At 73.5% G+C, this 19,928-nt stretch carries 16 protein-coding genes and 1 pseudogene; 9 read left to right on the plus strand and 8 right to left on the minus strand.

Annotated elements, in window-relative coordinates; all coding sequences use genetic code 11:
- Positions 1-49: 49 nt before the first annotated feature.
- Positions 50-1,372 (minus strand): deoxyguanosinetriphosphate triphosphohydrolase family protein, encoded by a 1,323-nt coding sequence (locus ACN261_RS01845; RefSeq protein ID WP_425848083.1) that lies wholly within the window; start codon positions 1,370-1,372, stop codon positions 50-52.
- A 154-nt stretch (positions 1,373-1,526) separates the two neighbouring features.
- On the minus strand, positions 1,527-4,232 hold the full coding sequence (ppdK, locus tag ACN261_RS01850; RefSeq protein WP_425853549.1) for a pyruvate, phosphate dikinase: 2,706 nt from the start codon (positions 4,230-4,232) through the stop codon (positions 1,527-1,529).
- Between the two features lie 311 nt (positions 4,233-4,543).
- Between ppdK and ACN261_RS01855 the strand changes: the two genes are divergently transcribed.
- Complete coding sequence (locus tag ACN261_RS01855; protein WP_425848086.1) at positions 4,544-6,310, plus strand: beta-N-acetylhexosaminidase; 1,767 nt, start codon at positions 4,544-4,546, stop codon at positions 6,308-6,310.
- Positions 6,311-7,105: 795 nt separating this feature from the next.
- Positions 7,106-7,762, plus strand: coding sequence for a C39 family peptidase (locus ACN261_RS01860; protein WP_421483693.1), 657 nt, complete (start codon positions 7,106-7,108; stop codon positions 7,760-7,762).
- 115 nt (positions 7,763-7,877) lie between these two features.
- Here ACN261_RS01860 and dusB read toward each other — a convergent pair whose 3' ends face one another.
- The 6 genes from dusB to ACN261_RS01890 all read right to left on the minus strand — a co-directional run bounded on the left by dusB (position 7,878) and on the right by ACN261_RS01890 (position 14,335).
- Positions 7,878-9,047 carry a tRNA dihydrouridine synthase DusB gene (dusB, locus tag ACN261_RS01865; protein ID WP_421483694.1) on the minus strand — a complete coding sequence of 390 codons (1,170 nt, stop codon included), beginning with the start codon at positions 9,045-9,047 and terminating at the stop codon, positions 7,878-7,880.
- Between the two features lie 54 nt (positions 9,048-9,101).
- Positions 9,102-9,890, minus strand: a complete 789-nt coding sequence (locus tag ACN261_RS01870; protein ID WP_425848089.1) for a hypothetical protein — start codon at positions 9,888-9,890, stop codon at positions 9,102-9,104.
- Between the two features lie 22 nt (positions 9,891-9,912).
- Positions 9,913-11,637 carry a hypothetical protein gene (locus ACN261_RS01875; RefSeq protein ID WP_425848092.1) on the minus strand — a complete coding sequence of 575 codons (1,725 nt, stop codon included), beginning with the start codon at positions 11,635-11,637 and terminating at the stop codon, positions 9,913-9,915.
- A gap of 152 nt (positions 11,638-11,789) precedes the next feature.
- Positions 11,790-13,169, minus strand: coding sequence for a glycine--tRNA ligase (locus ACN261_RS01880; RefSeq protein WP_421483697.1), 1,380 nt, complete (start codon positions 13,167-13,169; stop codon positions 11,790-11,792).
- 116 nt (positions 13,170-13,285) lie between these two features.
- Positions 13,286-13,759, minus strand: coding sequence for a hypothetical protein (locus tag ACN261_RS01885; RefSeq protein ID WP_421486894.1), 474 nt, complete (start codon positions 13,757-13,759; stop codon positions 13,286-13,288).
- A gap of 234 nt (positions 13,760-13,993) precedes the next feature.
- Positions 13,994-14,335, minus strand: a complete 342-nt coding sequence (locus ACN261_RS01890) for an antibiotic biosynthesis monooxygenase family protein (protein ID WP_421483698.1) — start codon at positions 14,333-14,335, stop codon at positions 13,994-13,996.
- A gap of 27 nt (positions 14,336-14,362) precedes the next feature.
- On the opposite strand from ACN261_RS01890, the gene ACN261_RS01895 reads away from it, so the two are divergent.
- The 7 genes and pseudogenes from ACN261_RS01895 to ACN261_RS01925 all read left to right on the plus strand — a co-directional run bounded on the left by ACN261_RS01895 (position 14,363) and on the right by ACN261_RS01925 (position 19,907).
- Positions 14,363-14,620 carry a DUF6703 family protein gene (locus ACN261_RS01895; RefSeq protein ID WP_204926314.1) on the plus strand — a complete coding sequence of 86 codons (258 nt, stop codon included), beginning with the start codon at positions 14,363-14,365 and terminating at the stop codon, positions 14,618-14,620.
- 54 nt (positions 14,621-14,674) lie between these two features.
- Positions 14,675-15,616 carry a metal ABC transporter substrate-binding protein gene (locus ACN261_RS01900; RefSeq protein ID WP_425848094.1) on the plus strand — a complete coding sequence of 314 codons (942 nt, stop codon included), beginning with the start codon at positions 14,675-14,677 and terminating at the stop codon, positions 15,614-15,616.
- Positions 15,613-16,374, plus strand: coding sequence for a metal ABC transporter ATP-binding protein (locus ACN261_RS01905; protein ID WP_421483701.1), 762 nt, complete (start codon positions 15,613-15,615; stop codon positions 16,372-16,374). The genes ACN261_RS01900 and ACN261_RS01905 overlap by 4 nt, the downstream gene beginning before the upstream one ends.
- Positions 16,375-16,377: 3 nt before the next feature.
- Positions 16,378-17,244, plus strand: coding sequence for a metal ABC transporter permease (locus tag ACN261_RS01910; protein ID WP_421483702.1), 867 nt, complete (start codon positions 16,378-16,380; stop codon positions 17,242-17,244).
- A 43-nt stretch (positions 17,245-17,287) separates the two neighbouring features.
- Positions 17,288-17,578, plus strand: a pseudogene (locus ACN261_RS01915) (ArsR/SmtB family transcription factor); the annotation flags it as partial.
- A gap of 79 nt (positions 17,579-17,657) precedes the next feature.
- A complete protein-coding gene (locus tag ACN261_RS01920; RefSeq protein ID WP_421483703.1) occupies positions 17,658-18,263 on the plus strand; it encodes a hypothetical protein in 606 nt (201 codons plus the stop codon).
- Between the two features lie 114 nt (positions 18,264-18,377).
- Entirely contained in the window at positions 18,378-19,907 is a 1,530-nt protein-coding gene (locus tag ACN261_RS01925; RefSeq protein ID WP_425848099.1) for a cellulose binding domain-containing protein, read from the plus strand.
- The last annotated feature ends 21 nt before the right edge of the window (positions 19,908-19,928 follow it).

Genomic DNA, 19,928 nt, shown 5'->3' on the forward strand with positions numbered 1-19,928 from the left:
GGTCGGACAAGGACGGCCGGGAGGTAGCGGAGAGCGGCAGGGCCGGTTTTCAGGTGAGGTGGGTGTGCCAGGTCAGGGCGGCGGGGTCGGTGAGGGAGGCGACCTGGTCGATGACGACGCGCAGCCGGGCGGGGTCGTCTCCGGCCTGCCGCCACAGCGGGGCGAAGACCGGGTCGAGGGCGTCCGGGGCGCGGTCGGCGAGCACGGTGACCAGTTCGGTGAGCACCTCCCGCTGACGGTCGTAGCGGGTGCGGGCGTCCGGACGGCACATCACGTACCGCCAGGCGATGCCCTTCAGCAGGGCACACTGCGCCCTGATCCGGCGCGGCACGACCAGGTCGGCGGCGTAGCGGCGGTGCGGGCCGGGACCGAAGCGGTCCCGGGTCGCCCCGACCACGGTCGCCACGAACCGGCCGGTGAGCACGCTGGTGGTGGCCTTGAGGGCGACCTGCGCCCGGTGGCTGCCGTCGTACCCGGCCAGCGGGGTGAGCACCGGGTCGGCGAGCAGCTCGACGAGCACCCCGCCGAGGTCGTCCGGGGACTCCCCGGAGTAGACGGCGGCCACGTCGACGCAGAGCGCGGCGCGTTCGTCGGGGTCGTTCAGGAGCGGGCGCAACGAGACGTACCCGCCGTGGATGCCGTCCTCGACGTCGTGCACCGAGTACGCCACGTCGTCGGCCCAGTCCATCACCTGCGCCTCCAGGCAGCGGCGGGCCCCACCGGACGGATCGGGGTCGACGGCCCCACCGGACGGATCGGGGTCGACGGGGACGGCGGTCGGGGCGGGGCTGCCGGCGCGCAGCCAGTCGAAGACCGGGCGGTCGTCGCCGTACACGCCGAACTTGCGCAGCCCGGGGCGGCGGGGCCACGGGTACTTGCTGACCGCGTCGAGCGCGGCCCGGGTGAGGTTGAGCCCGGCCGGACTGCCGTCCGGGGCGAGCACCTTCGCCTCCAGCCGGGTGAGCACCCGCAGCGTCTGCGCGTTGCCCTCGAAGCCGCCGCAGGACGCGGCGAGCCCGTCGAGGGTGTCCTCGCCGTTGTGCCCGAACGGCGGATGCCCGAGGTCGTGGGCCAGCCCGGCGGTGTCCACCAGGTCGGGGTCGCAGCCGAGCCGGGCACCCATCTCCCGGGCGATCTGCGCCACCTCCAGCGAGTGGGTGAGCCGGGTACGCAGGAAGTCGTCGGTCCCGGCGACGTGCACCTGGGTCTTCGCGGCGAGCCGGCGGAACGCCGCCGAGTGCAGCACCCGGGCCCGGTCCCGCTCGTACGGGGACCGGCCGTGGCCGGTGTCCTTGGGCGTCTCCTCGACCCACCGTCGCGCGTCGGCCGGGTCCCCGTCGACGCCGGGTGGTCGGGCGGGCGATGCCACCATCCGGCCTCCCCTTCACGGTCGTCCCCCAGGGTCGGGGAGCCCAGGTTACGCCGCGCCGCGCCGGAGGGCGCGCGCACCGGGAACCCCGCGACCCGGCCGGGCACCGACGCCGCGCGACGCCCACCGGCGGCGGGCCGGTGGGCGTCGCGGGCGGTCAGCGGCTGTCGGAGCCGGCCGTCTCGATGGCGGCCCGGCCGGCCTCCAGCCGGGCGACCGGCACCCGGAACGGCGAGCAGGAGACGTAGTCCAGCCCCACCTCGTGGAAGAAGTGCACCGAGTCGGGGTCGCCGCCGTGTTCGCCGCAGACGCCGAGCTTCAGCCCGGGGCGGGCGGCCCGACCCTCCTCGGCGGCGATCCGGATCAGCCGGCCGACGCCGTCGCGGTCGATCGACTCGAACGGGGAGATGCCGAAGATGCCCAGTTCCAGGTAGCGCCAGAAGAACGCGCCCTCGACGTCGTCGCGGGAGAAGCCCCAGCCCATCTGGGTGAGGTCGTTGGTGCCGAAGGAGAAGAACTGCGCCGCCTCGGCGATCTGCCCGGCGGTCAGCGCCGCCCGGGGTACCTCGATCATGGTGCCGATCAGCACCTCGACCCCGCTGTCCCCGACCACCTCGGCGATGATCTTCTCGGCTTCGGCACGTACCGTCTCCAACTCCTGGACCGCGCCGACCAGCGGCACCATGATCTCCGGGCAGGCCGTGCCCCCGTCGCGGGTGACCGCGACCGCGGCCTCGGCGATGGCGCGGACCTGCATCGCGAACAGGCCGGGGATGACCAGGCCGAGGCGCACGCCGCGCAGGCCGAGCATCGGGTTCTCCTCGTGCATCCGCCGGACGGCGGCGAGCAGCGCCTCCTCCTTGGCGACGTCCTCGCCGCGTTCCTGGGCGACGGCGACGTTGACCGCGAGCTGCTCCAGCGGGGGCAGGAACTCGTGCAGCGGCGGGTCGATCAACCGGACGGTGACGGGCAGCCCGGCCATCTCGCGGAAGATCTCCACGAAGTCCTGGCGTTGCAGGGGCAGCAGAGCGGCGAGCGCGTCGGTGCGCTCGGCGTCGGTGGCGGCGAGGATCAGGCGTTCGACCAGTTCCCGCCGGTCACCGAGGAACATGTGCTCGGTGCGGCACAGGCCGATGCCCTCGGCGCCGAAGCGCCGGGCGCGGGCCGCGTCCGCCCCGGTGTCGGCGTTCGTCCGCACGGCCAGCCGCCGCCGCGCGTCGGCGTGCGTCATGATCCGGTGTACGGCCCGGACGAGCGCGTCGTCGGTCCGCTCCGGGTCGAGGGTGCCCTCGAAGTACTGCACCACCTCCGACGGCGTGACCGGCACCTCGCCCAGGTAGACCTTGCCGGTGGTGCCGTCGATGGAGACGACGTCGCCCTCGCAGACGGTGCGCCCGCCGACGGTGAACCGCTTGGCCGGCACGTTGACCTCGATCCCGTCGGCCCCGGAGACGCAGGTCTTGCCCATGCCCCGGGCCACCACGGCGGCGTGGCTGGTCTTGCCGCCGCGCGAGGTGAGGATGCCCTGGGCGGCGATCATGCCGTTGAGGTCGTCGGGGTTGGTCTCCCGGCGGACCAGGATCACCGACTTCCCCTCGGCGGCCAGCTCGACCGCGCGGGCGGAGGTGAAGACCACCGCGCCGGAGGCGGCCCCCGGGGAGGCCCCGATGCCCTGGGCGACCGCCTCGAACTCGTGGTCGAGCTGGAAGCGGGGGAACATGAGCTGGGCGAGCTGCGCGCCGTTGACCCGGTGCAGCGCCTCGTCGAGGTCGATCAGGCCCTCGTCGACGAGCTGGCCGGCGATCACGAACGCGGCGGCGGCGGTGCGCTTGCCCACCCGGGTCTGGAGCATCCAGAGTTTGCCGCGCTCGATGGTGAACTCGATGTCGCAGAGGTCCTGGTAGTGCCCCTCCAGTCGGGCCATGATGTCGAGCAGCTGGTCGTAGGAGGTCTTGTCGAGCCGTTCCAACTCCTGCAACGGCACGGTGTTGCGGATGCCGGCGACGACGTCCTCGCCCTGGGCGTTGGCCAGGTAGTCGCCGTAGATGCCCTGCGCGCCGCTGCCCGGGTCGCGGGTGAAGGCGACGCCGGTGCCCGAGTCGGGGCCGAGGTTGCCGAAGACCATCGCCACCACGTTGACGGCGGTGCCCAGGTCGGCGGGGATGCGCTCCTGACGGCGGTAGAGGATCGCCCGCTCGGCGTTCCACGACGCGAAGACCGCCCAGATGGCCAGGTCGAGCTGTTCGCGCGGCTCCTGCGGGAACTCCCGCCCGGTGTGCTTGGCGAAGATCTTCTTGTACGTCTCCACCAGCCCGCGCAGGTCGTCGGCGTCGAGGTCGAGGTCGTCGTGGGTGCCCTTGGCGCGCTTGGCCTCGTCGAGGGCGTGTTCGAACTCCTCGCCCGGCACCTCGCAGACGGTCTTGCCGAACATCTGGATCAGCCGGCGGTAGGAGTCCCAGGCGAACCGGTCGTTCTGCCCTGCCTGGTCGCTCAGTCCTACGACGCTGCGGTCGTTGAGCCCGACGTTGAGGACGGTCTCCATCATGCCGGGCATCGAGAACCGGGCGCCGGAGCGTACCGAGACCAGCAGCGGGTCCTGCGGATCGCCGAGGCGGCGGCCCATCGCGCGTTCCAGCGCCGCCAGGTGGGCCTCGATCTGCCCGGCCAGCCCGTCCGGCTCCCGCCCGGTCGCCAGGTACGCCTGGCACGCCCCGGTGGTGATGGTGAAGCCCGGTGGCACCGGCAGGCCGAGATTGGTCATCTCGGCGAGATTGGCACCCTTTCCACCGAGCAGGTCCTTGAGATCCTTGTTGCCCTCGGCGAAGTCGTAGACGTACTTGTCCGTCTCGTGCGTTGTCACCAGAAGCCTCCCACGCGCGCCGGAATTGACACTTAACGAAGGTTCAGTTCTGACTTACCCCGGGGCCGACCACCGGCCATCCGGCCAGGTCAGCGTTCGGTGGGCGAAGGTTAAGCGAACATCGGGCGGGCTGGGACCGTTCGGTGACAATAGGCACAGCCGTCACGACTATCCGCGTTCACGCCGGTTTCTGGGAACGCTTCCACGAGCACGATCACGCAATTCCGGTTCCTCCTCGTACTCTTGACGTCACCCGTTGCGCCAAACCTGACCTTTGCCATATCCCTCGCGAATACACCCTCCGGAGCCGCCCCGTGTCACGCACCCCACGTACCGGCGTCGCCCCCGTCCCCGAGCAGCCGTCGCGCCCCGACGCCGGTCCCACCCCGGCCGCCCCGCCCACGGTCGCGCCTACCGCGGGCACGCTGGCGCGCAGCGCCGCGCAGGCCGCCGGGCGACTGCTCACCCGCCCCACCGTCGGCCTGGGTGACGTGGTGCCGGCGCCCGCGTCGGTCCGGCCGCGGCCGGCCGCCGACTTCGTCCTCCCCGCCGACGCGGCGGTACGGGTCAGCGCCGATCCGGCCGCCCGGGAGGTCGCCGGGCACCTCGCCGAACTGCTCCGCCCCGCCACCGGCTACCCGCTCCCGGTCGCCGACCTGCCGCCCACCCCGGGCCCGCTCCAGCTCACCCTCGCCGCTGCCGCGCCGCGCGGCCCGGCGGCGACGGTGTCCGACGACGCCGAGGGCTACCGGCTCGACGTCGACCCCGACGCGGTACGGATCACCGCCGGCACCGCCACCGGCCTGTTCCACGGCGTGCAGACGCTGCGACAACTGCTGCCGGCGGCGGTGGAGAGCCGGACCCCGGTGGCGCAGCACTGGGTGGTGCCGGGCGGCACGATCGTCGACCGGCCCCGCTTGGCATACCGGGGGGTGATGCTCGACGTGGCCCGGCACTTCTTCAGCGTCGAGGACGTCTGCCGGGTGATCGACCACCTGGCCCGGTACAAGCTCAACCACCTGCATCTGCACCTCACCGACGACCAGGGCTGGCGGATCGCCGTCGACTCCTGGCCCCGGCTGGCCACGGTCGGCGGGAGCACCGCGGTGGGCGGCGGCCCCGGCGGCTGGTACACCGCCGCCGACTACCGGCGCATCGTCGGCCACGCCGCCCGGCGGCACGTCACCGTGGTTCCCGAGGTGGACCTGCCCGGCCACACCAACGCGGCCCTGGTCGCCTACCCCGAGCTGGCCCCGGACAGGGTCGCGCCACCGCCGTACACCGGCACCGAGGTGGGCTTCAGCTACGTCGACCCCACCGACGAGCGCACGTACGACTTCGTCGCCGACGTGCTCGGCGAGGTGGCCGCGCTGACCCCGGGGCCGTGGCTGCACATCGGCGGGGACGAGGCGTACAAGGTCAAGGGGACGGCGTACACCGGTTTCGTGGAGCGGGCGCAGCGGATCGTCGCCGGGCTCGGCCGGACCGTGATCGGCTGGCACCAGATCGCCCCCGCCGGGCAGGTCGACGGCCGGGTGTTGCAGTGGTGGGGCACCGACGGCGACGACCCCACGGTGGCCGAGGCGGTACGCCGGGGCGCCCGGGTGATCCTCTCCCCCGGCAACCACGCCTACCTGGACATGAAGTACGCCCCGGACACCCCCATCGGGCACGACTGGGCCGGCCTGATCGACGTGCACCGGGCGTACCACTGGGACCCGGCGACCCATCTGACCGGTGTCCCCGCCGAGGCGGTGCTGGGCGTGGAAGCCCCGCTCTGGACCGAGTCGGTGACCTCGCTGGCCGAGATCGAGTTCATGGTCTTCCCGCGCCTGCCCGCCCTCGCCGAGGTGGCCTGGTCCGCGCCGTCCACCCGGAGCTGGACCGGCTTCCGGGAGCGGCTGGCCGGGCACGGCCCGCGCTGGCACGCCGCCGGCATCACCTTCCACCCGTCCCCGGAGATCCCCTGGCCCACCGCGCCGGCCGGGCCGCATCTCCCCGACGCCGCAGGTACGCACCGGAATCCCGCCCCCGACCAGCCCGCACCGGGCCGGGACACCACCACACCCGCCACGCGTTGACCCGACCTGCCGGAGGAGCGCCGGCCGACCCTCCGCCGCCCCACCTCCGATCACCGTCAGTAACTCCCGACCCGAACAGCCACAGACATCACACAGAGTAACCATCTTCGGACCATGATCAGAGACCACCTGCACCCCACCCACCCCAACCAGCCCTGAGCTGCCCATTCTCGCCACCCCCCGGCAACCACCACATACCTCCCTCGCACGCTTTGCTCTGCTGCTCCATACGCACCGGGCACACGGAGTGACTGTCGCGGAGAGGGCAGCAGAGCAAAGCGTGTGGAGGGGTACATGGCATGGAGGGTGGATTGTGACTTTGAGTGACCGGGCGGTGGGTTGCCGACGGGTGTCGTCGGTAGCGGAGTTGCGATGACGGATCGGCCCACCGGCGGGTGACGGGGGCCACCCGTGGGGCGGAATCGTGGGCCGGCCGGGGTCGTTACACCTGGTATCCGCGATCGCCCCGGCCGGTCGCCGGCCCGGTCCGGTCCGGACCAGCGGGGCGGCGTTGCGCCATCCGGCACCCGGCCGGCAGAGCCGAGCCACCCGGTCCGGCACGGCCCGCCCAGGCCCGCGCGGCTCCCGGACGTGACCCGCGACGCACGTCACCCCCACCACCCGGTCGACGACCGTGGAATGCCTGAACCGGCGAACCGGTTGTGCCTCCCCGACCGGCGTCCCGCGATCGCCGGTCCGATCTTCCTCTTCACCTGCCGAAGTGGCACTACCACGTCGCCGCACCCCCTGCGGGACGCGCCGTGGCACCCCCGAGATGCAGAGGAGCACCCCATCATGCGTACCGACATCCTGCGTAGGACCGTGCTGACCGCCGCCGGCCTGGCCGTCACCGCCGGTGGCATCGCCGGCCCCGCGCTGGCCGCTCAGGCCGCCGAGACCACCCGGCCCGCCGCCGTCGTGCAGACCGACCGCAAGCCCGCCGGTGAGCGTGAGCTGAAGGTCGACTACGCCGCGCAGCCCAACTTCTACTACTGCGGCCCGGCCGCCGCCCGCAACGCGCTGAGCGTGCAGGGCAAGAACATCGACGTGGACGCGATGGCCAAGGAGATGGGCACCACCGAGAACGGCACCGACAGCATCAACGACATCACCCCGATCCTGAACAAGGAGATCGGCCGCAAGGACGCGTACCGCAGCACCGAGATCCCGGCCGGCAAGGTCGACGGCAGGCGGATCGACAAGCTGCGCGCGGACATCGTCCGGGCGGTGGACGACGGCCGCGCCGTGGTCGCCAACATCGCCGGTACCGCCACCGACACCGACGGCAACACCCACTCCTTCGAGGGCGGGCACTACATCAGCGTCGTCGGCTACCGCGACGGCGGGCGGGTCGTGACGATCGCGGACTCCGCCAACCCGGACACCGCCTCCTACCGGATCGACGTCGGTGAGCTGGCCCACTGGATCGCCAGCCGCGGCTACGCCTCCTGACCCGTCCCGTCGGTCACGCGCAGGGCTGGCCCCCTCGGGGGTCGGCCCTGCGCCGTCGGCACCGCCGGGCGGCGGACGCCCCGACCGGCAGACGGCGACGGGCGCGGTCGGTGCCTCAGCCGCCGGAGTCGTCCAGCTCGGCGCCCTCGGGGACGGTGTCGTCGTCCCGGCTGTCCAGCCAGCCCTCCGGCAGGAAGACCTTGCCGGGAGAGTTCGTCCGGCCGCGCGGCTGACCGAGGGCGGCCACCGGGAACGGTTCGGCCGCGTCGAGCTTGCCGAGCAGGTCGTCGAGCTGGGCCAGGCTCTCGATCATGGCGAGGTCCCGGCGCAGCTCGCTGCCGACCGGGAAGCCCTTCAGATACCAGGCGACGTGCTTGCGGAAGTCGGTGCAGCCGTCCCGCTCGCCCCGGGCCGGGGTACGCGAGCCGGCGGTGAACTGGTCGACCAGCAGTTCGGCGTGCCGCCGCATGGTCACCGCCACCTCGCCGAGGGTCGGCAGCCGACGCTCCGGCTGGCCCTCGAACGCGGCCTGCAGGTCGGCGAAGAGCCACGGCCGCCCCAGGCAGCCCCGGCCGACGACCACCCCGTCCACCCCGGTGTGGGCCACCATCCGCAGCGCGTCGTCGGCCTCCCAGATGTCGCCGTTGCCGAGCACCGGCACGTCGAGCGCCTGCTTGAGGGTGGCGATGGCGTCCCAGTCGGCGGTGCCGGAGTACCGCTGCGCGGCCGTCCGCCCGTGCAGGGCCACCGCCGCCACCCCGGCGTCCTGGGCGGCCAGCCCCGCCTCGACGTACGTCAGGTGGTCGTCGTCGATGCCCTTGCGCATCTTGACGGTGACCGGCACACCCGCGGGTGACGCGGCGTCCACCGCGGCCCGCACCAGCCTGGCGAACAGCCGCCGCCGCCACGGCAGGGCCGACCCGCCGCCCCGGCGGGTCACCTTGGGCACCGGGCAGCCGAAGTTCAGGTCGATGTGGTCGGCCAGGTCGCGTTCCACCACGATCCGCACCGCCTGGGCGGTGGTCTCCGGGTCGGTGCCGTAGAGCTGGAGGCTGCGTGGCCGTTCGTCGGCACCGAAGGCGATCATGCGCAGGGTCTTCGGGTTCCGCTGCACCAGCGCGACCGTGGTGATCATCTCGCAGACGTAGATGCCACCGCCCTGCTCCCGGCAGAGCTGCCGGAAGCCGACGTTGGTGATGCCGGCCATCGGGGCGAGCACCACCGGCGGCCACACCTGGTGGGGGCCGATGGTGAGCGGGCGCAGAACCGGAGCGGGACTGGTCACGTACCCCAGAATCCCATGCCGGCGGCGGCCCGCCCACCGCGGTGGGCGGCAGCCCTAACCCGGCAGGCTCAGGATCAGGGCCGAGACGTCCACCACCACCGTGGCCGCCGCGCGGACGTGCAGGGCGAACGCGGCCCCACCACGCTCGTGGGCACCCAGCGGCACCTCCACCAGGTTGGAGAGGATCTGGTTCGGCCCCCACCAGTTCACCGAGGAGGTGTCCGGCCTGGCGGCCCCGGCCGCAAAAGCGGTGAGCACTCCACCGGAGACCGTGTCCGCCACCGTGATGTTGAGGTAGGCACCGACCGGCCCGTAGCGGGACGCCGGCACGACCTGGCCCACGGTGAGGTACAGCGTCCGGCCCGCCTGCAACCGGCCCGACACCACCCCGTCGGCACCGGCGAGGACGTTGGCGGAATAGCTGGCCAGCGCCCGGGTGTCCAGCAGCCGCACCGGCGGGACGGCGACGATGCGGTTGGCCCAGCGCGACGTGTTGACGTACGCCCGACGACCGTCCCGACCGCCGACCACCAGCTCGGCGGTGGGGGTGACGGCGAGCGAACCGGTCGGCAGCTCCGCCGGGATGGCGTCGTCCGGCGTCGGGAACAGCCGCAGCATCGGGTCGGTGCCGGCCAGCGCCAGCGTCGGGTTCACCGACGATCCACCGACCAGCACCGTCCCGGCCTCACCCGCGTCGTTGAGCTGCCCGCCGATCACCGGTGCACCGGGCGCGGCGTCGGCCGGCGTGCCGACCAGCGCCGTCGCGCCGACACCGACGCCGACGGCCACCCCGGCCCGGATGACCGTACGGCGGGTGGGGGACGGGGTCTCGTCGGCGCTCATGTCCCGCTTCCCGGTTCCGTGGTCACGCATCGGCCCGCACCGCCCGGTCGCCGCGCTCGGCGGCCCGCCTGATCGCCCGCGCCCGGGCCCGACGGCCGGCGGAGCCGGCGGCGGTACGGGTCGACGTCGAGGCATTGACGACCGCGGAATCCGGGTGGCGCACCAGCAGGCCGGTCGCGTCGAGGATCACCGCCGCCGCGCTCTTGCGCAGGTAGATGGCGACCACGTCCGGGTAGTAGTCGCCGCCGACCGTCTCGTAACCGCCGAGCTGCGTGATCACCCCGTTGGAGAGCAGTTGGCCGGCGGTCCACCAGTTGATGGTGGAGGCGGTGGGCAGGCTGCCGGTCCCCCACACCGTGGCGAAGCCGCCCTGGGTGGTGTCGGCCACGGTGATGTTGCCCAACATCCCGTCGCCGTACTCGACGATGTCGCGCAGGTGCACGATCAGCAGTGTCTCGGCCAGCACCCGCCCCCGGGCGTCGATCCGGCCGACGCCCTCCAGCAGCCGGGCCCGGCCGGCGGCGCTGCGGGTGTCGAGGAGCCGGGTCGGCGGGACCGGCACCAGCATGGTCGCGTTCGACGTGCTGAACGCCGCGTCCGAGATTCGCCCCACGGAAGTGCCGTTGCCGATCTCCAGCCCGTACACGCCGACTCCGAGGGTGCCCACGGCGAGATCACTTGCCACGTGCAGGTCGCTGTGAGTCAGCTCCAGCGTCGCCCCGTTCGGGTTCCGCAGCGCCAGGGTGGCGGCACCGTCCGGGGCGGCGCTGGTCACGGTGGTGACGCCGGGGCTGTTCCGCTGGCCGAGGACGACCGGCTCACCGGGGGCGGCTGCCGCCGGGGCGGGCTCCACCGGGGGCGCGGCCTCGGCGGCGCTCGCCGGGGGCGCGGCCGGATCGACGGCGCTCGCCGGGGCGGCACCACCGCCGACCGCGACGACCTGGCTCGGGTGGCCGACCAGCAGGCTGGTCAGGTCGACGATCACGTGGGTCGGCGCGGAGACCTGCACCGTCAGCACGCTGCGGTACCCGCCGAGGGTGCCCAGCTCGGCGAAGAGGAAGTTCGACAGGATCTGACCGGCGGCCGACCAGTTCACCGTCGACACGGTCGGCCTGGTGCCACTGCCCCAGGCCGTCAGGAAGCCCGGACCGGTCATGCCGACCACTGTCACGTTGCCCTTGAGGGCGTAGCCGTCGCGGACCAGGTGGTCCAGGCTCAGCACGATGGGGTTACCGGGGGTGAGCCGTCCCGTCGGGTCGAGCGTCGAGGCGCCCGCGACGATGGTGCGGCGCAGGTCCGGGTCCCGGCTGTCCAGCACCCGGGTCGGCCGCACCGGGACCGAGGTGGTCGCCCACTCGCTCGTCCACAGCCAACTGTTGACCTCGTCGCCGGGCCGACCCGCCTGGACGAACAGGTCGCCGAGCGGGTCCACCGCGACGGTGCCGACCGGGGAGTCCAGCACCTGCGGGTAGACCTGCTCGCCGGGCACCAGCCGCAGCGGCGCACCCGCGGTGTTCCTCAGGGTGAGCCCGGCGTAGCCGAGGCTGAGCGTGGTGGTCGCCGGCCCGGCGTCGTTGGTCGTACCCATGGTGAGGTGGTCGCCCGGGGCGGCGCGGGCGGTGCCGGGCAGGCCGACGGCGGCGGCGACACCCGCGCCGGCCGTGGTCGCGGCGACCGCGGCGGCCCGGCGCAGCAGGCGGCGACGCTCCGGAACATGATCATGGTCGGGTTGCGGCTCGTGCGTCATTCCCACCCCCGTGTCGACATTCAGCACGGGGAATGCTGGCACGTCCCACCCACCGGCTCAAGGAGCGGACGGACAGGGCTCCGCACCGATGCCGGAGAACGGACCGGCCCCGCCCCCGGTCGGGGGCGGGGCCGGTACGACGGCGGTCGTGGTCAGCAGCCGGGCAGGCGCTCGATCAGGTAGCGCTCGACCTGGTCCAGGGCGACCCGCTCCTGGGCCATGGTGTCCCGGTTCCGCACGGTCACCGCGTCGTCGTCGAGGGTGTCGAAGTCGACGGTGACGCAGAACGGGGTGCCGATCTCGTCCTGCCGGCGGTAGCGGCGGCCGATCGCCTGCGAGTCGTCGAACTCGACCACCCAGCGCTTGCGGAGCTGGGCGGCGAGCCCCTTGGCCTTCGGCGACAGCGCCTCGTTGCGCGACAGCGGCAGCACCGCCACCTTCACCGGGGCCAGCCGGGGGTCGAAGCGCATCACGGTGCGCTTGTCGACGCCGCCCTTGGTGTTCGGGGCCTCGTCCTCGTCGTACGCCTCCAGCAGGAACGCCAGCACCGCGCGGGTGAGGCCGGCGGCCGGCTCGATGACGTACGGCACCCAGCGCTCGTTGCGGGTCTGGTCGAAGTACGACAGGTCCACGCCGGAGTGCCTGCTGTGCGTGGCCAGGTCGAAGTCGGTGCGGTTGGCGACCCCCTCCAGCTCCGCGAACTCGGTGCCGCCGAACCGGAACCGGTACTCGATGTCGACGGTGCGCTTGGAGTAGTGGGAGAGCTTCTCCTTGGGGTGCTCGTAGAAGCGCAGGTTCTCCTCGGACAGTCCGAGGTCGAGGTACCAGTTCCAGCGCTCCTGCAACCAGTACTCGTGCCACTGCTCGTCGGAGCCGGGCTCGACGAAGAACTCCATCTCCATCTGCTCGAACTCGCGGGTGCGGAAGATGAAGTTGCCCGGGGTGATCTCGTTGCGGAACGACTTGCCGGTCTGCGCGATGCCGAACGGCGGCTTCTTGCGGGCGGCGGTCGCCACGTTGTTGTAGTTGACGAAGATGCCCTGGGCGGTCTCCGGGCGCAGGTAGTGCAGGCCCTCGTCGCTCTCCACCGGGCCGAGGTAGGTCTTCATCAGGCCGTTGAACATCTTGGGCTCGGTGAAGGTGCCCTTGTTGCCGCAGTTGGGGCAGTTCAGCTCCTGCAACGAGGTCAGCGGCTTGCCGTGCTTCTCGGCGTACGCCTCCTCCAGGTGGTCGGCGCGGAACCGCTTGTGGCAGGACTGGCACTCGGTGAGCGGGTCGACGAACTCGGCGAGGTGGCCGCTGGCCTCCCAGACCTTGCGGGCGAGGATGACCGCCGAGTCGAGGCCGACGACGTCGTCGCGCTGCTGGACCATCGCCTTCCACCACTGCCGGCGGACGTTCTCCTTCAGCTCCACGCCGAGCGGACCGTAGTCCCACGCCGAGCGGGTGCCTCCGTAGATCTCGCTGGAGGGGAAGACGAAGCCTCGGCGCTTGGCGAGGCTGACGACGGCGTCGATACGGTCGGCTGGCATGTTTCCTCCTACGCCGGCTGGCGGTCGGCGTGGCCATGAAGACGGGTGGGACCGGACGGTCCGGGACAACGGTACGACCAGCAGCGCCCCGGGCCCTGCAGAATACCGGGGTCGGCTCAGTTGACCCCGCAGACCTCCATGCCGCCGCTCTGCTGGTCGGCGGCGAGGGTGACCTGCTGGGTGTCCTGCCCGCCGCCGCTGAAGGTGACGTCGACCGGCACGGTCAGGGTCTGCGGGTCGACGTCGCCCACCCGGTAGCTGGCGACCGCCGGCTCCTCGGCGACCCGGCGGGTGAACTCGCCCCGCGACTCCCGCCGCCGTGCATCCTCGCAGAGTGTGTCGTAGGCCTTGCCGTACTCCTTGGCGACCAGGGCGCGGTAGTAGTCCTCGGTGACCGCCTGGCCCTGCTCCTCGATGGCCTGCACGTTGCTGACCACCAGCCCGACGGCTGCCGCGCCTCCGCCGCCGCAGCAGATCAGCAGGGCCAGTGCGCCGACGCCGAGGCCCAGCCAGAGTCGCTTGCGGCTGCCCTCGGTGGGCGGGGCGGCGAACGGCGGGGCGACCCCGGGCCCCGGGGGCGGCGGGGGCACCCCCGGGTCCGGCGGCGGGGTGGGCACGCCCGGGGCACCCGGCGGGGTGGGGGTTCCCGGGCCACCCGGGGCGGCGGGCGGCGGTGCGCCGTCCGGGCCGGATGTCGCGGGGTACGGCGGTGGGGCTGCCGGGCCGGGAGCGGTCATAGGAGCAGGGTAGTGCCCCCCGGCTCAGCAGTGCGGACGCGCGGCCCGATCGGGCCCGCTGCTACCGGACACGCGGCCGGATGCGGGTCAGCGGTGCGGGCGCGCGGCCCGGTCGCTGTCGACCGCCACCACCTCGCCGTCGGGGGCCGCGCCGGCCAGCGTCTCGTACGCCGAGGGTTCGTCGACCGACTCGGCGAGCAGCGGCACGGCGGTGATCTTGACGTCGAACCCGCCCAGCGCCCGCCGGTACGTCCCGACCGACTCCCACTCGGTGAGCAGGCACCAGTGCCGGGGGTCGTCGAGGGCCCGCAGCAGTTCACCGCGCAGGTAACCGGGACGGGCGGCGAGCGCGGCCAGCGCGGCGTGCGCCCGGGCGGTGAAGTCGTCCGCCGCCTCGACGGCGACCACGAACCGGTTGGTGACCAGCACCGGGTTCCTCCTCGTAGAGTCTGTGGGATGCAGCCTACGCAGCGCCCTCTGCTGGCCCGGTTGGCCCGGGCGAACCCGACGTCGGTGTTCCTCGCCACCCTGGCGCTGGTGCTGGTGGCCCTCTTCGCGCCCGGCCCGGTGGGTGGGCTGCTGCTGCTGGCGCTGGCCGCCGGGCTGGCCTACCTGCTGACGGTCACCTGGCCGGTGCAGGCGCCGCAGACCCGGCTGATCCGGCTGGTGATGCTGACGCTGCTGGTGGCGGTGGCCCTGGTCAAGCTCTTCTGACATGCACCCATGCGTTTTTGACAATCATTCTCGTTTTCACGGACAGTTGCCGACATGACCACCCGCACCCGCTTGCGCGCCCTGACCGCCGCCACCGCCCTGCTCGCCCTGAGCGGGCTCACCGCCTGCTCGACCGAGGGGGCCGGGGCCGACCCGGACCGGGTGGACGTGGTCGCCGCCTTCTACCCCCTCCAGTTCGTCGCCGAACGGGTCGGCGGGGACGCGGTCACCGTCACCAACCTGGCCAAGCCGGGTGCCGAGCCGCACGACCTGGAACTCAACCCGCGCCAGGTCGGCCAGGTCAGCGAGGCCGAGCTGGTCTTCTACCTCAAGGGCTTCCAACCGGCGGTGGACGAGGCCGTCGCGCAGAACGCCGCCGACCGGGCCTTCGACGTGACGACCGTCGCGCCGCTGCGCGACGCGACAGCCGACGGGCACGAGCACGAGGGTGAGGACGGTCACGCCGAGGAGAGCGGCGGCAAGGACCCGCACCTCTGGCTCGATCCGACCCGGCTGGCCACCGTCGCCGACAGGCTCGCCGAACGGCTCGCCAGCGTCGACCCGGACCGGGCCGCCGACTACACGACCCGGGCCCGGACGCTGCGCGGCGAGCTGGAGAAACTCGACACCGAGTACGCCGCCGGCCTGAAGACCTGCCAGCGCCGGGAGATCGTGGTCAGCCACGCCGCCTTCGGCTACCTCGCCGAGCGTTACCAACTGGAGCAGATCGGCCTCACCGGGCTCACCCCGGACACCGAGCCCGCCCCGCAGCGGCTGGCCGAGGTCGCCCGCGAGGCCCGCGAGCACCGCGCCACCACGATCTTCTTCGAGACGCTGGTCAGCCCGAAGGTCGCCGAGACGATCGCCGCCGAGGTCGGCGCGAAGACCGCGGTGCTCGACCCGATCGAAGGGCTCTCCGCTGACGGGGGTGGGGACTACCTTTCGGTGATGCGCACCAACCTGACCACGCTCCGTACCGCCCTGGGGTGCTCGTGACCGCTCCCGTCATCCAGGTCGCGCACGCCACCGCCGGTTACGACGGCCGGCCGGTGCTGCGGGACGTCTCGCTGACCGTCACCGCCGGCGAGGTGGTGGCGGTGCTCGGCGCCAACGGCTCCGGCAAGTCCACCCTGATCCGGGCGGTGCTCGGGCTGGTCCCGCTGGGCACCGGCACCGTCGAGCTGTTCGGCGTCCCGCAGCGCCGGTTCCGGCAGTGGCACCGGATCGGGTACGTCCCGCAGCGCCTCGGGGCCGGCAGCGGCGTGCCGGCGACCGTCGGTGAGGTGGTGGCCTCGGGACGGCTGGCCCGCCGGGGTGTGCTGCGCCCGCCGGGCCGGGCCGACCGGGCCGCGGTGGACGCGGCGCTGCGCGCGGTGGGGCTCGCCGACCGGGCCCGGGACCCGGTGGCCACCCTCTCCGGCGGCCAGCAGCAGCGCACCCTGATCGCCCGCGCCCTGGCCGGCGGGCCGGAGCTGCTGGTGCTCGACGAGCCGACCGCCGGGGTCGACGCGGCCAGCCAGGAGGCGTTCGCCGGGGCGCTGCACGACTTCCTCGGCACCGGGGGCACCGTGCTGCTGGTCGCCCACGAGCTGGGGCCGCTGCGCCCGCTGATCAGCCGGGCGGTGGTGGTGCACCAGGGCGGCGTCTGCCACGACGGCCCGGTGCCCGAACCGGCCGGCCACCACGCCGAGCCCGACCACGACCACGTGCACCCGCACGGTCCCGAGGAGCCCGCCGGGCTGTGGAGCAGCTGAACGATGGACCTCTTCCAGTACGACTTCATGCAGCGGGCGCTGGTCGGCGCCCTGGTGATCGGGCTGGCCGCCCCCGCCCTCGGCATCTACCTGGTGCAGCGGCGGCTGGCCCTGATCGGTGACGGCATCGGCCACGTCGCGCTCACCGGCGTCGGGGCGGGCCTGCTGCTCAACCGGTCCCCGGTGCTGGTGGCGGTGGTCGCCGCGATCCTCGGGGCGGTCACCATCGAGCTGGTCCGGGCCCGGGGCCGCACCTCCGGCGACCTGGCGCTGGCCCTGCTGTTCTACGGCGGCATCGCCGGTGGGGTGATGCTGGTCGGCCTCTCCGACGCCAGCAGCGCCAACCTCAACGCCTACCTGTTCGGTTCGCTCACCACCACCTCCCCCGCCGACCTGACCACCATCGCGGTGCTCGGCGCGAGCATCGCGGTGCTCATGCTGGCGTTGCGCCCGGCGCTGTTCGCGGTCTGCCACGACGAGGAGTACGCCCGGGTCGCCGGGCTGCCCGTGCGGGCGTTGAACATGCTGCTGGCGGTCGCCACCGCGGTCACCGTCACCATCGCCATGCGGGCCGTCGGGGTCCTGCTGATCAGCGCGCTGATGGTGGTACCGGTGGCCACCGCGCAGCAGGTCACCCGGGGTTTCCGCAGCACCATGACGGCGGCCATGGCGCTCGGCCTGTTCGCCGCCGGGGCGGGGGTGTGGGTGGCGGCCACCGCCGACACCGCCCCCGGCGCCTCGGTGGTGCTGCTGGCGATCGCGTCGTTCCTCGTGGTGGCGCTGGCCGCCGCCGCCCGGCGGGTGCTGCGCCGCCGGGGCACCCCGGCCGTGGTCAGCGTGCCGGAGCCGCACGAGGTGGTGCTGCGGTGACGCCGGCCGGCGTACCGTCACTGGTATTGGTTACCGTTACGGGGTGACCGGCACCCACGGCTACGACGCCTTCGAGGGCGCGGGCGAGCTGCTCCGGGCGCTGTCCGCGCCGATCCGGCTGGCGATCGTGAGCGAGCTGGCCCAGGGCGAGCGGTGCGTGCACGAGCTGGTCGAGCAGCTCGGCGCACCGCAGCCGCTGGTCTCCCAGCACCTGCGGGTGCTGCGCGGCGCGGGGGTGGTGCGGGGTTCCCGGCGCGGCCGGGAGATCGCCTACGCCCTGGTCGACGAGCACGTCGCGCACATCGTCGCCGACGCGGTCAGCCACGCCGGGGAGGGGCCGTCGCCCGCCGGGGCACCGGCCACCGGGCGCGCGGGGGGTGCCGGGCGGCCCGCGTCGTGGCACGCTGTCGGCCGTGAAGATCTACGCTGACCGTTTTCCGGTCGCCCTCCGTCAGCTCCTCACCGATCTCCTCGTCGTCGCCTGGGTCTACGCGGCGATCCGCTTCGCGATGTGGCTGTACGACCTGGTGGAGAAGCTGGCCGTACCGGGGCGCAAGCTGGAGGGGGCCGGCGGCGGCCTCGCCGACAACCTGGCCGAGGCCGGCGGCAAGGTGGGCCGGGTGCCGCTGGTCGGCGACGAGCTGACCGGCCCGTTCAGCAAGGCCGCCGACGCCGCCCGCGCGGTGGCCGAGGCCGGCCGCGACCAGCAGGACCTGGTCGGTCAGCTCGCGTGGGCGTTGGCCATCGCGGTGCTGGTCTTCCCGCTCGGGCTGGTGCTGTTCGGCTGGTTGCCCCTGCGGCTGCGGTGGATGCGCCGGGCCGCGTCGGCGAAGGCCCTCGCCGCCGGGCCGGCCGGCCGGGACCTGCTGGCGCTGCGCGCGCTGACCAGTCAGCCGCTGCGCCGGCTGACCCGGATCGACCCCGACGTGGCACAGGCGTGGCGGCGGGGCGACGACGCCACCGTCGACGCGCTCGCCGCCCTGGAGCTGCGCCGACTCGGCCTGCGCGGCGGCCGGTAGGCACCGTCGCCTGTTGTGTCCCGCCGGCCCGCAGGCTTAGATGATGGTGAATGTCTTACGCCTGCAGGCCGTCGGCGTGCGTCGGCACGGACGGCCCGGAGAGGGAGCGTCCCCATGCCCGTGTCCCGCAGTCGGTCGATCCTCGCGGCGGGAGCCGCCGGGGTGGTGGCGGTGCTGGCCGCCACCCTCATCGGCCTGCCCCCGGCCAGCGCCGCCACCGGTGACGGCTCCCCCACCGACGCGAACATCGCCTTCGTCGGCCGCTGGGACCGCAGCAACAGCAGCGCGTACGTGCCGAACTGGGCCGGCGCCTACCTGAAGACCGGGTTCACCGGCACCACTGTCAAGCTGCGGCAACGCCGCACCATCGACCTCTACTACAGCATCGACGGGGCCGACTTCCGCTACCTGACCAACGTCAGCGGCACGGTCAACCTGACCCCGACCCCGCTGCGCGCCGGCAACCACACGCTGGTGGTGTCGTACCGGGTGGTCGCCGGCTCGTACACCGGGGACGCGGTGTTCCAGGGGCTCACCCTCGACTCGGGCGCGCGTACCCTGCCGGCGGCGGTCCGGCCCCGGCTGATCGAGTTCGTCGGCGACTCCATCACCCTCGGCACCACCTCGTCCCGCACCGCGCTCACCGCGTACGGCTGGCTGACCGGGGAGCAGCTCGGCACCGAGCACACCCAGCTCGGCTACGGCGGGGGCTGCCTGGTCGCCACCGCCGACGGCTGCGTCAGCGTCGCCAGCCAGTTCCTCCGCACCGGGTATGCGGCAAGCAGCCCCGCCTGGGACTTCAGCCGCTACCAGGCCGACGCCGTGGTGATCAACCTGGGCACCAACGACCGCAGTCACGGGGTGGGCGGTGCGGACTTCCAGAACCAGTACGCCACGTTCATCCGTACCGTGCGGGGCAAGTACCCGCGCGCGGCGATCTTCGCGCTGCGCACCTTCAGCGGCCGGTACGCCGCGGAGACCGCCGCCGCCGTCAGCACGGTCACCGGCGGCGGCGACCGCAACGTGTTCTACGTGGACACCACCGGTTGGCTGCCGGCCGACGGGCTGAGCGACTCGGTGCACCCGAACGACGCCGGGCACCGGGCGATCGCGGCCCGGCTCGCCCCGGTCGTCGCGGCGAAGCTGTCCACCACGCCGACGCCCACCCCCACCACCGCACCCCCGACGACCACGCCGCCGGCCACCACCGCACCCCCGACCACCGCACCCCCGACGACCACGCCGCCGGCCACCACCGCACCCCCGACCACCACGCCGCCGCCCACCACCGCGCCGCCGGTGACCACGCCGCCGGCCGGCGGGACCGGATGCGCCGTCGGGTACGCGGTCACCGGGCAGTGGCAGGGCGGGTTCCAGGGTGAGGTGACGATCCGCAACACCGGCACGGCCCCGGTCGACGGCTGGACGCTGCAGTGGAGCTTCGCCGACGGCCAGCGGATCAGCCAGGCCTGGAACGCGGGCTACACGCAGAGCGGCGGCACCGTCCGCGCGACCAACGTCAGCTGGAACGGCACGATCGCGGCCGGCGCGACGACGAGCTTCGGTTTCCTCGCCGACGCCACCGGTGCGAACAACCGGCCCGCCGGCTTCACCCTCAACGGCACCGCCTGCACGCCGTCCTGACCCCGGTCGGGCGGCCCCGGC

It is taken from the genome of Micromonospora sp. WMMD723 (genome assembly GCF_049863385.1).
Lineage (GTDB): Bacteria > Actinomycetota > Actinomycetes > Mycobacteriales > Micromonosporaceae > Micromonospora > Micromonospora wenchangensis.

Coding starts and splice junctions, on each gene's coding strand:
- ACN261_RS01845 (WP_425848083.1), bottom strand. CDS start 1,372: ATGGTGGCATCGCCCGCCCGACCACCCGGCGTCGACGGGGACCCGGCC.
- ACN261_RS01860 (WP_421483693.1), top strand. CDS start 7,106: ATGCGTACCGACATCCTGCGTAGGACCGTGCTGACCGCCGCCGGCCTG.
- ACN261_RS01870 (WP_425848089.1), bottom strand. CDS start 9,890: ATGAGCGCCGACGAGACCCCGTCCCCCACCCGCCGTACGGTCATCCGG.
- ACN261_RS01875 (WP_425848092.1), bottom strand. CDS start 11,637: ATGACGCACGAGCCGCAACCCGACCATGATCATGTTCCGGAGCGTCGC.
- ACN261_RS01880 (WP_421483697.1), bottom strand. CDS start 13,169: ATGCCAGCCGACCGTATCGACGCCGTCGTCAGCCTCGCCAAGCGCCGA.
- ACN261_RS01895 (WP_204926314.1), top strand. CDS start 14,363: ATGCAGCCTACGCAGCGCCCTCTGCTGGCCCGGTTGGCCCGGGCGAAC.
- ACN261_RS01900 (WP_425848094.1), top strand. CDS start 14,675: ATGACCACCCGCACCCGCTTGCGCGCCCTGACCGCCGCCACCGCCCTG.
- ACN261_RS01910 (WP_421483702.1), top strand. CDS start 16,378: ATGGACCTCTTCCAGTACGACTTCATGCAGCGGGCGCTGGTCGGCGCC.
- ACN261_RS01925 (WP_425848099.1), top strand. CDS start 18,378: ATGCCCGTGTCCCGCAGTCGGTCGATCCTCGCGGCGGGAGCCGCCGGG.